This window comes from Wolbachia endosymbiont of Nasonia oneida (assembly GCF_009012935.1).
GTDB classification, from domain to species: domain Bacteria; phylum Pseudomonadota; class Alphaproteobacteria; order Rickettsiales; family Anaplasmataceae; genus Wolbachia; species Wolbachia pipientis.
On the sequence record NZ_QESS01000004.1, the window covers coordinates 93,502 to 107,165 of the forward strand.

Below are 13,664 nucleotides of genomic sequence, written 5' to 3' on the forward strand. Positions count from 1 at the left end.
AAATTTGATCAGATTGATTGCAAAAAAACAAGATTTTCAATAGGTTGCTTATAATCCTAACTATAGTTAGCCTTTCATAAGTAGCGATGCAACAAAGCCATCCCAGTGTCTGGGCACTGGGATGACACCGAAGGGGCTACTCGGATGACAAACCCTGTCATTCCAGGGCGTGACGCTGGTTTCCATCCAAGACGGCAGTGCTTGACACTGGAATGACAAGAAGAGGGCACTGCCCTCCTTGTATGTATTAGATATAGGCCGAGTTGTGGTCGTGATAAATGTGATCGCTTGCGCAATCGAACATTTTCACAAAACCATTCTCTAGATAAAGATTATATTCGTGATGTTGATCTGATAATACAATATTATCTTGCTCCCCTGAATTGAAATGACTTGAATCTGACAGCAATTCGTAATTTGGATTATCTATTTTACTAATGCTGTTTATTACTTTGCCATTACCACTTGATATAGCTAAACTATAACTATCACCATCCTTCATTATCTTGATGGACACCTTATCTTCAGGTAACACTATAAGCTTCTTTGTGCCACTATCGTGGATTACGAATTTGCCTTTTTCAAAATAGTATTTGTCTTCCGGCAAAGCACCAACCTTATAATCTGATGTGTGCAGTTTGTTCCAAAAATCTAACACAGATTGCTTTTCTGCTCCTTCCGCTCTATCATACAAGGCTTTCACATCATTATAATTTATCGTTACATTTGCCTTATGCTTCCCTTCTGAGTCCTGCTCGTAGCTCTTTTCTATTTTGAGAATTGTGTCTTTTAATACCTGCTCTTTCTCCTCCACTGAAGCTGACCTTTTTGCCCTTGTTGGAATTTGTGGCTGGTCAGACTGCATTTCACTATTGTCGTTTGATGCAGTTTTCTCTTCAGCAGCTTGTGCAACAACATTAGTAGTACTATGAACTTCTGTCTTAGTTTCACTTACTTGCCCTTTTGGACTTTCGGTTTGTTTCTCTTTTGTAAATATTCTCTGATAGTCCGTGTAGCCTCTATTAGTATCACCGATATCGCCACTGCCTTGATCAAAAGTTATTTTTTTACTTCCATTTCCCATATCTTCAATTTCAACTTGAGGAGAAACAGATGCTAGGAAATCGTTATAACTGTAGTTGTAGTCAGCAGAAAAGAATATTTTTCCTTTAAAATTGTGAAAGTTATTAGACAACATTCCAATTTCTTCATCACCATCAAACAATTTTACTTTAGTGAAATATGTTTGATCTTTTATTCTAACTATTTCACCACTAGAGTTTCTTTGTATGTGATAATCATTTGGGTCGTACTTTATAGCAAAAAGTTTGCCAGAGCCATATTTCTCTAAGTTTATAAGGCCCACATTTACATGTTTATGGGAATAATCTCTCTTTTCATATTCATGTGCAAATATTGGATCTATGTATCTATATTCATCTGATATATTTGGCATACCTATTGGATGTTCATTTCCATCTTTCGTCACCGGAACAAGCTTATATGTTCCGTCTTTTTCCACTAATTTTAGATGAGTAATACTTTGTGGTAGTTGAAACCTTACATTTGCTCCATGGTCATGAATAAATAGATCACCTTTTTCGGTAATATAAAAGCCCATATTTTTGAATGTATGTAAATTTTCGCCTCCTTGTTTTACAACCGCTTCGTGTACATCGTCGTCTGTCCTATCTGTTCCCTTATTATCCAGTAGTTTTCCTTTTTCTACGATTACTCCATTTGCCTTTTGCTCATCAGAATATTGGGCATGCTCTGAATCCTGATGATTCAAAATTTTGGTACCTCTAAGGAGCAGAGAATCTAAATCTTTTTGGATGTGTCCAGTGCTAGGATGCAACAATTCATTTTCATGTAAATGCGCCTCATCAAAGTATTCATCACGTTCAACTGTTCTGCCATCTATTAGGGAAGCTTTATAATGACCGTTTTCTTTTGTAACTGCCATGTAAGCACCACCTTCGTATGAAACATTTAAGTTGTGTAATATATCCTCAAAAACGAAAGTTTCTTTAGTTTGGCCTTCAACTTGCTTAAAAAATCCTGATTCGCTCAATAATTCTCCAAGCTTTGTATTTCCGTCATATATAGACAGTGCACCCATATCTCCTTGACCATGAGCTTGCATAGAAAAAATCTTACCTTCTTGTAGATCAATATGAGTACCTCTGATTAAGTTTGGATCGATATTGACCAGCCCATCTAATATTTTTGCTGCTTGGGAATTATTTTCAATCTTATCAACAGCTTTGTTTTTTAGTTGATCAAACTTTAAAAATGCTGGTCTGTATTTTGTATTTTCCTCATTACGTAACTCTTCAATAGTAATCTCTCCTTTATGATATTTTTGATACATTTCACCACGTTCTTTATTCAAATTATCAAATTCATCTACCTGATTCTTAATTTCTGTATCATATTTTGATAATATCCTTAAAGCCTGATTTTTATACTCTTGACTGTTTCGATATTCATTACCTTGTTGGTCAGAGTAAGTTAGTTTATCCTGTCCATCGGAAGTTTTTACTACCTTGAGGAAATGATATTCCTTTGATATATCAAGTGTATCATTTGTTGCCCTATTTATAGCACGAGCAACATCATGAAATGCAACGTGTTCTACAGGAGAAAAACTTCCAACGTTTTCTCCATCCATTTTTTCTATATTTGCTTTATAGTAGGATACGTTTTTAATTTCTCCACCCACTATTTCTTGACCAATTGCTATGAAATCTCCTTTTGTAACTTGCAAAGCGTTGAGATGTTCCATTGCAGTTTCTGTATCATTCTCAGCAAGCCAACTTTTGAAGTCAGTATCGTGTCCTTTTATGTCTTTCAAGAAACTTTTTGACTCATCTGAGTTACCTTGACGTAAAGCATCTAGGTAGTCTCTTAATAAACTAGGATCTTTTTCCTGTAAGTACATTATCAACGCATGACCTGTTTTATAAACCAAGCTATTTGCTTCGCTGTCCTTTGAGTATTCTAAACTTAAAATTTTATCTAAATCCAAATTTGCAGCTTCAGTTTTGTCGATACTTGATCCTTGAGAATTGAATTTATGATCTGAATGATGCTCAAAGTAGTCTGCAATTCCTTCCATTAATACTGTAGGTAAAGATTTGCCTCCTGTAGCCAAGTAAGTTAAACCATGTGCAAATTCATGCTGAAGATTATGAACGCCACCTTGCTGGTAGACGTACATTTCAGCAAAAACATCAGCTTTCCCTTTGTAGTAACATTTACCACCTTCGTCTCCAAGGTAAGAACCGAAACGCTCGCTTCCGCCAAGGTGAGTGTAATCATCCTTGTCATCAAACATGTAAATTTTAAATGTTTGTTCTGAACTGCCGCGTTCTAACTCGAATGCGTTTTTAAAATTAGTAGCTGTTTCTCTTATCTCACTTTCAATGTTAGCAACTTTACTTGCTCTTAAATTGTGAGAATAAACCTCTACTTTAATATTTAAATCTTCAACTTCTATAACATGTGGCGAATTAAACCCTTTGCCGTTATTGTTGAAATATTCTGCTTTAGTTATATTTTTATTTACTTGTTGACTAATTGTCATAATTTTAACCTCTAATTTGCTGATCTTTCAATATCAAGCATAAAGTAATTTCCCTAAAAAAAACGTAAATCCCTGTATTAATATAATTTATATCTTAATAAATAAAGTATAGATAGTTAACTTAATATGTAAAATTTAGAATATGGCTGAAATTCTATACAGCTATATTCCGGAATCACATTGGACAAGGACAAAAGCAAAGTGGTTTATTGACTTTCATTCCACCAAAGCACTATACTAAAACCACGATGGGTAATTAGCTCAGTTGGTAGAGCACTTGCTTGACGTGCAAGCGGTCGCTGGTTCGAACCCAGTGTTACCCACGTTTTTGTTCATGAAAAGATTTTATATGACAGCAGTGCACAACGGCAAACACTCAGCGGCACAGTCCAAGCGCTTAATCTATTCCATAATAATAGTTGCGATAACAATGTTTATGGAAATAGTAGGTGGAATAATTTCACATTCGCTTGCTCTACTATCAGATGCAGGGCATATGTTCACTGACCTCTTTGCTTTAGTTTTAAGCTGGGTAGCACATAGGTTTTCAGCTAAGAAATCCGATTTGCAGAGATCATACGGATATCATCGGTTGCAGATAATTGCAGCATTTGTTAATGGTTTAACTTTATTCTTCATTGCAGTAATTATTATAATTGAATCAATAAAGAGGTTTATTTTTCCAGTCAATGTTGAGTGGAAAGTAATGTTAATAATTGCTACACTTGGCCTGATCTCTAATATCATAGTCTTTTTTATATTACATAGTAAATGCGAGAGCAATATAAACATAAAAAGTGCTGTACTACACGTTATAGGAGATATCTTAGGTTCTGTAGCTGCTATACTTGCATCCATAATTATCATGCTTACTGGATGGCAAATAGTAGATCCAATCTTATCAGTATTTGTTAGTGTGATAATTCTAAATAGTGGCTACAAAATTCTAAAGAATTCTTGCCATATACTCCTTGAAGGTACACCTGAGGGTATATCTGCTGAAGAGATAAAAAGTAAGATTACATCAGAATTACCTGAAGTGATAGATGTGCACCACATACATACATGGTCGCTGTCTGATAATTATTTTATAATTACCATGCATGCTAAAATAAAGCAAAATGTGCAGCACACCAATGTTTTATATGAAATAAAAAAAATATTGCTAGATAAGTTCGAAATAGCACACTCTACAGTTGAAATCGAGTATGATGAATGTGCGGATAATAAGATACTTAAACATTGACGTTTTAAATTATTATGCTATTACTAAAGTGTAATGATGTTGAAGGTAAGCTATGATAGGTATTTCTCAAATACAATTTCCTTCAAAGGAATCTAGCAGGTTAAAGTTTGTTAGTTATTTTGCAACTTTTGTTTCTTTAAGCATTATCACTAATCCCGTTAATGTTCTTTTTTCTCTTGGTACTATATTCTTCAGGTCTGAAATTAAAACTCTTTATATCTACAAAGAAATAAAAACGGCAAAACAGCAAAAGATGAGCAAAAGGGAATATTGGGAAATATTTTTTAAGAACAATACAATCAAAGTAGTAGCCTTCCTCTTGTTTTCTGCTTTCATAACATATCTGACTTTCACCTCCACTTTCTTACTAATTTCGTTACTGGGAACTATACCACTTACAATGCTATTAATTTTATTGCAGAGTGAACTAAGGCCAAAAGATTTTAACCCATTTACGCTGCTTAAAGCTTCTATAAATTTCTTTTTGGAAGGTATAAAAGAGAATTTACGTGGTATGGTTAATAGTTTTGATGTTAAGCTCGAACATTTGCTTCCTCATCAATTAAATGATGGTATCAATAATAACGTTCACGAATTAAGACATAAGTATGGTGAAGAAGTATCCGAAGACGTTATTAATGATAGAGAATTTAAGCAATTTATTGAATATATAAATGATTTATATGAACTTAATTATCGTCAATTTAGTGATGAAGATAAAGGAAGAGTAATTGCATTTTTAAATGACTTTTGCAAAGATGATCAAAAGCATAGCTCTGGTTTCACAGGTGGGCAGATTTTACTTCTAGTTCTGAGAGCCTGCAATGATGGAGAGAGAGAAGCTGTAAAAAATAAAAAAGACGCGTTAATTACAAATTTGCTTGATAGCCAAACTTTCTCTAGACAAGAGCGTATTCCTAACACCTGCTTTACCGGTATTGTTTATAGGATGTTAAGTACATTAGAAGGTATTCATCCTGATCCAGAAATTAGATTTACTCCTCCAAGGCAAATATTACTTCCAGAAGCACAAAATGAAGCACGTGAGTTTATGTTAGACAGGTTAAAGAATAAGAAAAATAACAAAGAAATCTTTAACGCTTGGTATAAGGCTCAAGATAACCCCGGTGATAATGAAAGTCAAAAAATAGTTGATGATTTTATTTCAGAAGTAAGTATTCCTTTAATGAGAAAATTATTGAGTATTACTTCTCAATATAGTGAACAAATTGTGCTGACGTTAATGAAAAGCATTGGTTTTATGGAATTAAATATGCTAGAAGATTTTCTTCTTGACCATATAAGAAATAAGCTGAAGGAAAATAGTTTAGATAATCAAGAACATTTATTAAAAAACGTTAAAGAAAAAGTATTCTTAGGGCTATTAAATCGAGATCTACTCAAGACAGATTTTTCTCTCAAGGATTCATCTTTGGATGGAGCTAAAAGAATAGCTGACAAAATAATAATAGGAGAGGTTGGGAAATTTAGGTCAGAAGCTGCTGAAAAGGCTAGGGAAGTTAACCCTATAGAAGCTCAAATAGATGCTACATTGCAAAATCTGTCAGCCTTGCCACGAGAAAAGAAGTGTTGCATTGCATATAACAGACTAAGTAGCCAGTATAAAGGTGATGAAAGAAAGATAATGGAGGACATCTTACTAAAAAAATTAGAGATAACGAAAGAAGAAATGGATAAGATGCTAGAAGAGAATGATATACGTAAGCTAAAATTAGCACTTGATGATGCATGTAAGAAAAGTGGAAAAAGCATGGAAGAAATGATAAAAGAAGTAGAGGAAGTAGTCTCAAGTCGTTTCTCGCATGAAGTATCTGTTAGTAATATAGCAGCAGAGTCAGCACGCTTATAAAAATTTATTTTCCTTACCTTGCAGAAGATTCACAATATTTCTGTGATGCTTTAAGAAAACTAGTGCTCCTATAATTAGTAATGTTAAGAACAAATTCCTCTGAAAAAAAAAGGACCATGCTACAGCCGTTGAAGTAGCACTGAGTGAAGCAAGGGAAGAGTATCTAAAGGCAAGAAAGACTATTATCCAAATTATTACGAATACTAAAGTAATATCAATGTTAAATGCTATCAGTATCCCTAGAGTGGTTGCAACGCCCTTTCCTCCACTGAATTTTAGCCATACAGGAAACATGTGTCCTAAAACTGCTAAAATTGCAGATATGTATATACAAAGATTATCATCAAAAAATTGTTGTGCTATATAAACGGCAATAAATCCCTTAAAGGAATCCAGAAGTAATGCCAAAGCAGCAAGAAATTTATTTCCTGTTCTTGCAACGTTTGTAGCACCAATATTACCTGAACCTATTTCTCTTAAGTTTATCCCTTTTATTCTTGTAATGATTAAGCTAAACGGTATTGAACCGAGTATGTAGGATAGTATAAGGATTACGTACCTCTCCATCATATCCACAGTTGTTGTAATTTGAAGGCAATTTGTTGCCTTGAACGACGTCGTTCCAGCGTTTCTTTTCGTATCATCTGAGTACCAGAAGGGTGTCATTCCAGTGCTTGACACTGGAATCCAGATATAAAAGTATTTGCAAATTATGCAGTTGACAACGGATTCTAGGAGCATATCTTAAAAATAATGTCCATGATGAAATAGACTGGATCCCAGTGTCACGCACTGGGATGACAAGAGAGAGTTCTGAGGTAACAAGAAGATGGTACTGAAATGACATCTGTTGTTGTACCTTCATATGCCAAAATTTAATTAATTTTATTATTCCTCAGCCTTTTTAGGTAGCACTGAACTTCATCGTTAATCTGATTGCTAAACAGTATAAGCGCTGTCATGTTGATCAAAGCTAAACAAGAGAACAAAGTTCCACCGATATTGGCAATAGCCATTATATCTTTAGAAAGGCCAGAGAAAAACGCCACAATTATTACCGCTATGCGGTATATCACTATACTTTTTGCACCGAATAAATATAGCCACCCCATTTCACAACAATATACAAATGAAATTACCGAAGAAAATGCAAACAAAGGAGCAGCTACTGTTAGAAGGATAGGAAACCATGGAGAAACTGTCTCAAATGCCTTTTGAGTAATTAATATTCCCTCACCAACACCTGTTTGGTATGCACCTGTTATTACTATCGTTATTCCAGTTAAACAGCAAATGAGCATTGTATCAAAACACGGCTCTATCATTGCAACAAGCCCTGTTCTTACTGGTTCTTCATCTTTAGTTGTTGCATGAGTAATTGAAGCAGAACCAACACCCGCTTCGCTGGCAAAGATTGCCCTTTGAATTCCAGCAACAAATGCTCCTACCATCCCTCCGCCAACAGCATTGAAATCTATCATAGTGGAAAATAATATTTTCAACGTATAACCAAGGTTATGAATATTAAATGCAATAATAATAATACAACTAAAGATATATATAAGTGACATAATAGGCACTAGTGCAGAAGATACTCTAGCTATCCTTTTAATTCCACCAATAATCACTAGAGCAAGCAGCGCAGAGATTATGGAAGAAAGAAACCAAGAGTGACCATCTACCCAACTTGAATAGCCAGATAATATGGAAACCATTTGGTTGGTTTGAAACGCTACACTTCCACCAAGACCTGATAATACAAAGAATACTGCATACATGGCAGCCAGCACAATACCAAGTTTTTTAAATCCAAATTCCTCCAGACCATTCCTTATATACTGAAAGGGACCACTAAACAATTGGTCCTGATCTTCTGTTCTATGTCTAAACGCCAACGTTACCTCAGCAAATTTTGCTGACATACCAAAAAAACCTGTAATCATCATCCAAGGCACCGCTCCTGGCCCTCCCATTGAAACTGCAATTGCGACTCCAGCAACAGTTCCAAGGCCTACTGTGCTTGAAAGTGCAGTCATAAATGCCTGAAAATGCGTAATATGACCATCATGGTGATTCGTGTCATATTTTCCACATAAAATAGCAAATGCATGCTTAAACATTCTTATGTTGAGAAATCCAAAACGTAATGTTAGAAACACATAACCAAAAACTAGTAGAAGGATTATAAATGGCACGTAAAGGATCTTGAAAAACAGCACTTCATTCATGAAGTTATTTATTCCATTCAACACAGCGTCATAACTTTCGTAAAAACCTGAAGCAGCATGCGCATCATTAAACAATAGACAAAATAACACCATACAAAGTAATCTATAAGTCATGTTTAATACCTTTTAGAATTGTAATAGGAATCTATTGTACTCAAGACTTCCCTTCTCAGTAGATATATTGCAACAGCATTTGGAATCATAAGGCACATAAACAAACTGTCACCTAGATAAGATATAAATTCTATATTCTTTGACATACAACTGATATACACTGAAACCACTATAAGAATTTGGAACAGTATCAGTATTTTTTTATTACCAAATAAGTACAGCAAAGCAACTTCACAGTAGTAACAATAAGCTATTATTGTGGAGAATGCAAAGGAAAACATCATTAGCGGAAAAACTAACTTGCTAAACAAGGGCAAAGCTGTTGAAAATACCGAACTAATTAGTGTAATATCACCCACGTTATCAGTGCTATGCATACTAGTGATAATTATCACAATACCAGTCAAAAATGAGATTAATATTGTGTCTATAAGTGGTGCAATCATTGCAACGCACCCAACTTTAATTGGATCTTCTTCTTTTACAGTTGAATGTGCTATAGCTGCTGTTCCGGTACCTGCTTCGTTAGCAAACACTGATCTTCTCACTCCGGCTATTAATCCGCTCAATACTCCGCCTCCTATAGCTGATTTATTAAAGATGTCTTGAAATATTATAGATAAAGCATTCAGCAAATTACTTCCGTTTACATAAATTAAATATATACACATACAAACATATAGCACTATCATAATTGGTGCTAAGCTCGTTGAAACGAAAGCAATGCGCTTTATTCCTCCCAATATTACAATTAAGACAAGCAAGGATATAATAATGGACACGTTGTATTCAAAGAGGGTATTTGACAATGCTGCTATCTGATTTGCTTGAAATGGTATACCGCCCAAAATCATTGCAATAAGTAGCATAATCGCATAAGTGAAGGCAAGAAATCTACCAGTTTTTGCAAATCCAATCTTTGCAAGCCCATACTTCATGTAATAAAAAGCCCCGCCAGTTGTATTTTCAGAGCGATAAGTGAATGCAAGCACCACCTCGGCAAACTTTATCGACATACCAAGTATTCCGGTAATTACCATCCAAAAAACTGCACTTGGGCCCCCTATTGTGATAGCTATTGCAACTCCTGATATTGTTCCAAGACCAACTGTTCCTGAAATTACTGTTGCAAATGCTTGAATATGAGTGATTATGCCATTGTTATTGTTATTACACTTTAGATTAAATAGCGTCTGTATTCCATATTTAAGTAACCTAAAGTTAATGAATTTGAACTGGGCAGTACAAAAGATTCCAGTTGCAATTACCCAAATAATTATAAATGGAATGTTGAATATCTTTATATACAGAAATGAATTTAATAGTTCACTTATCTTCAAAATCATGCAGTTTTCTATTTTTTGTTAGCTAACGAGTTTTATATGTAAAATATATGTAAAACCCGATGCTTATTGGAATAGTAAGTGTATACACTATACCTAAAATTGGTAGAGTCATCCAGGGCTTACTGATGAAAAATACAATAAGTACTCCAAAAAATGACACAAATATATAGGATAGGCTTTTGGGAATATAAATATATTTTGCAGAGAAAGTTGGAATGTGACTTATCGAAAAAAATGAAATGGCCAGAAAGTAACAAGCTACGTTTCTTGTGTTAAAAAATCGCTCTATGAGAAGTAAGTATTCACTCTCATGAGATTGAAAGGTAATAATTATTGGTAACAAAGAAAGTAAAGCACACACTGGAGCTGGAACACCAGAAAAGAAAAATTTTTCCCAGTATGGTTGTTCTGAGTGTAGCGAAACATTAAATCTTGCAAGTCTTATTGATATGCAGATTACGTATATCATTACTAAAATCCAACCTATGACTTTGATTTCGTTTAGCTTCCAAAAATACAAAAGAAATGCAGGCGCTGCACCAAAATTTAGAAAATCTGCAAAAGAATCAAGCTGGGCTCCAAAATCGCTAGTTGATTTTAGAATTCTAGCTATTCTGCCATCCATTCCATCTATTATTGCTGCAATGATGATAAAAATTACTGAGAATTCCCATTGTTCATTAAATGTAAATTTAAGTGAAGTGAGACCAGAACATAAACCCAATAAAGTTATAAAGTTTGGGAATAATTTAGTAATAGGTAAGAATCTACTGTTACTTCCATCGTTATTCATATAACGTCAAAAGTAAGCTTCTCTTGAACGTTTTCCTTATTTAAGTTTGCTATAATTGTTTCACCACCAATAACAGTTTGCCCTTCTGAAACTCTGACTTCTGTATCAGCAGGAACATAGATATTCACTCTACTGCCAAACCTTATAATTCCAAACCTTTCACCTGCTTTTACGTTCTGGGATATTCCTAAATTACAAACGATACGACGTGCAATTAATCCAGCTATTTGCTCCACAATAATTTCTTTCCCCTTTTCGTATTCAATTACAATAACCTGCTTTTCATTTTCATTACTAGACCTATTGCTCATTGCGGATACAAACTTGCCTTTTTTATAACTCATTTCCTTTATCGTACCAGATATTGGTATACGGTTCACATGGACGTTCAAAACACTTAAAAATATGCTAACAAGCGTAAACTTCTTCTCCTCTCCGTTTTCTGCTGATAAAGGATAATTAACTTCTTCAATTTTTGAAATCACACCATCAGCAGGACTTAATATAAGATTCTTATTGTTTGGCACAGCTCTTGCTGGATCACGAAAGAAATAAGTACACAATAATGTCGGAAACAAGCACGTAACGCCAAACCCCCAAGATATAGAGAATGCTATACACGTTACTATAAAGGAAACTACTATAAATGAATAACCTTCCCTGTTTATATTAGGTAAACCAAAACACATAATCTTATTAACAATAACCTATTGTTAACAATTTATCATTTATAATTTCTCATGAAAAGCTTTTTTTAACTGCTTCAGCAAAGTCTTTTTGATACAAGGTAACATTACAGATTGTTATATTAGCACATAGAATTACCGTCATACTGTAACAACCCGTCCAACACAAAATCTAATGCCTAAGTTTAGATCAGAAAACTGATTCTTCTAAAAGTTGCTCACTATCCTCGTCTATTATGATAGAATTATCATGATTTCTGAGTAAATCTCTGATTTTCGTTTCTATTTCATTTGCGACTTCTTTGTTTGTTTTTAGGCAAGTTTTTACATTCTCTCTTCCTTGCCCAAGACGTGTGTTGTTATATGAATAGTAAGCGCCTGCTTTTTCAAGCACACCAAGCTTTGCTCCCATATCTATTATTTCTCCGAGTTTTGATATACCTTCATTGTACATTATATCAAATTTCGCTTCTCTAAATGGAGGAGCAACTTTATTTTTTACAACTTTAACTCTTGTTTCATTACCTGTAATATTTTCTTTGTCTTTTATTACACCAACTTTTCTTATATCAAGCCTTACAGAAGTGTAGAATTTTAATGCATTTCCACCCGTGGTAGTTTCAGGATTTCCATACACTACTCCTATTTTCATACGAATTTGATTAATAAATATCAATATACAGTTCGCTTTTGAAACGGCAGAGGTTAGTTTTCGTAGCCCATGGCTTAAAAGCCTTGCTTGCAGCCCCATGTGCTGATCACCCATATCACCTTCAATTTCAGCTCTTGGAGTTAACGCTGCAACAGAGTCAATGACTATCACATCAATTGCGCCAGAACACACTAAATACTCAACAATATGCAACGCCTGCTCTCCAGTGTCTGGTTGTGAAATCACTAAATCATCAGTGCTTACCCCAAGTTTACGAGCATATAAGACATCCAATGCATGTTCTGCATCGATAAATGCGCATGATCCTCCTTTTTTTTGTGCTTCAGCAATCACGTGCAAGGCAAGAGTGGTTTTACCAGAACTCTCGGGACCAAATATTTCAATTATACGTCCTTTTGGCAGTCCTCCAACACCTAGAGCCGAATCAAGCGCAATTGATCCTGTGGATATTGTGTCTATTTTCTCTACAGGATTTTGCTTCAGCTTCATTATTGCACCTTTACCAAATGCTTTTTCAATCTGGCTTATTGCATTATCTAACGCTTTTTGTTTATCACTATTTCTTTCTTCTGGGTTGTTTGCCATAGATCATTTATTAATTTATATAATTCTCTATGATAATCGAACGCGAATAACCTGCCAAGGTTTTTCTAGTATTTATGTATTGTTTTAATGAAAAATGTTAACGTTTTCATAAAGCGGATATTTGGTTGCCTTCGTTAGTAACACACTATACTTTAGTGTACGAACGTTGCAATTTGCAGCATAGCAGGTGGTGTCATCCAAGTAGCCAACACTGAAATGACTAAATTCGAAATGGCTACATGAATTTATTGTAAATTACTACCATATAAGGTGCGATGCAACAAAGCCATTCCAGTGTCAGCTACTTGAATGACACCTCTTAGATGGGTCAGCTACTCAGATCTGCCATAAAAACTGCAACCCTAAATGTTGGAGCACTGTCGTACACTAAGCGCTGTAATGACAATTTTAGTCGCTTCATACACTTATCATGCTAGTCATAACAGAAATAATTTTTACCAGAGATATTTGTGAAATAATTGGCATAGTTTGGAAATATGTATATTATAGAACATTAATAGTTAGTTAATTTGT

The 13,664-nt window shown here is 34.6% G+C and carries 11 protein-coding genes and 1 tRNA gene; 3 read left to right on the forward strand and 9 right to left on the reverse strand.

Features of this window, described 5'->3' with window-relative positions; all coding sequences use genetic code 11:
* Window positions 1-74 precede the first annotated feature (74 nt).
* The gene (locus DEF52_RS06090) at window positions 75-230 is read right to left on the reverse strand and encodes a hypothetical protein (protein ID WP_153296799.1); all 156 of its coding nucleotides are present in this window, start codon (window positions 228-230) and stop codon (window positions 75-77) included.
* Between the two features lie 17 nt (window positions 231-247).
* Complete coding sequence (locus DEF52_RS03160) at window positions 248-3,589, reverse strand: peptidase M2 (protein WP_151807832.1); 3,342 nt, start codon at window positions 3,587-3,589, stop codon at window positions 248-250.
* Window positions 3,590-3,839: 250 nt separating this feature from the next.
* Between DEF52_RS03160 and DEF52_RS03165 the strand changes: the two genes are divergently transcribed.
* The 3 genes from DEF52_RS03165 (at window position 3,840) to DEF52_RS03175 (ending at window position 6,705) form a co-directional block, all read left to right on the forward strand.
* A tRNA-Val gene (locus DEF52_RS03165) sits at window positions 3,840-3,912 on the forward strand.
* 26 nt (window positions 3,913-3,938) lie between these two features.
* Entirely contained in the window at window positions 3,939-4,835 is an 897-nt protein-coding gene (locus DEF52_RS03170; RefSeq protein WP_162000090.1) for a cation diffusion facilitator family transporter, read from the forward strand.
* Window positions 4,836-4,887: 52 nt separating this feature from the next.
* Window positions 4,888-6,705, forward strand: a complete 1,818-nt coding sequence (locus tag DEF52_RS03175; protein ID WP_151807834.1) for a hypothetical protein — start codon at window positions 4,888-4,890, stop codon at window positions 6,703-6,705.
* Here the strand turns inward: DEF52_RS03175 and plsY are convergent.
* From plsY to recA, 7 genes are all read right to left on the reverse strand, one after another.
* Window positions 6,700-7,272, reverse strand: coding sequence for a glycerol-3-phosphate 1-O-acyltransferase PlsY (plsY, locus tag DEF52_RS03180; RefSeq protein WP_015589348.1), 573 nt, complete (start codon window positions 7,270-7,272; stop codon window positions 6,700-6,702). The genes DEF52_RS03175 and plsY overlap by 6 nt on opposite strands.
* A 73-nt stretch (window positions 7,273-7,345) precedes the next feature.
* Complete coding sequence (locus DEF52_RS06260; RefSeq protein WP_081600804.1) at window positions 7,346-7,552, reverse strand: hypothetical protein; 207 nt, start codon at window positions 7,550-7,552, stop codon at window positions 7,346-7,348.
* Window positions 7,553-7,580: 28 nt separating this feature from the next.
* On the reverse strand, window positions 7,581-9,047 hold the full coding sequence (locus DEF52_RS03190) for an alanine/glycine:cation symporter family protein (RefSeq protein WP_015589349.1): 1,467 nt from the start codon (window positions 9,045-9,047) through the stop codon (window positions 7,581-7,583).
* A gap of 2 nt (window positions 9,048-9,049) precedes the next feature.
* Complete coding sequence (locus DEF52_RS03195; RefSeq protein ID WP_151807835.1) at window positions 9,050-10,393, reverse strand: alanine/glycine:cation symporter family protein; 1,344 nt, start codon at window positions 10,391-10,393, stop codon at window positions 9,050-9,052.
* Window positions 10,394-10,415: 22 nt separating this feature from the next.
* On the reverse strand, window positions 10,416-11,186 hold the full coding sequence (locus DEF52_RS03200; RefSeq protein ID WP_015589351.1) for a CDP-alcohol phosphatidyltransferase family protein: 771 nt from the start codon (window positions 11,184-11,186) through the stop codon (window positions 10,416-10,418).
* Window positions 11,183-11,875 (reverse strand): phosphatidylserine decarboxylase, encoded by a 693-nt coding sequence (locus tag DEF52_RS03205; protein WP_007548750.1) that lies wholly within the window; start codon window positions 11,873-11,875, stop codon window positions 11,183-11,185. Before DEF52_RS03205 ends, DEF52_RS03200 begins: the two co-directional genes overlap by 4 nt.
* Window positions 11,876-12,062: 187 nt before the next feature.
* Window positions 12,063-13,130 carry a recombinase RecA gene (recA, locus tag DEF52_RS03210; protein ID WP_151807836.1) on the reverse strand — a complete coding sequence of 356 codons (1,068 nt, stop codon included), beginning with the start codon at window positions 13,128-13,130 and terminating at the stop codon, window positions 12,063-12,065.
* Between the last annotated feature and the right edge of the window lie 534 nt (window positions 13,131-13,664).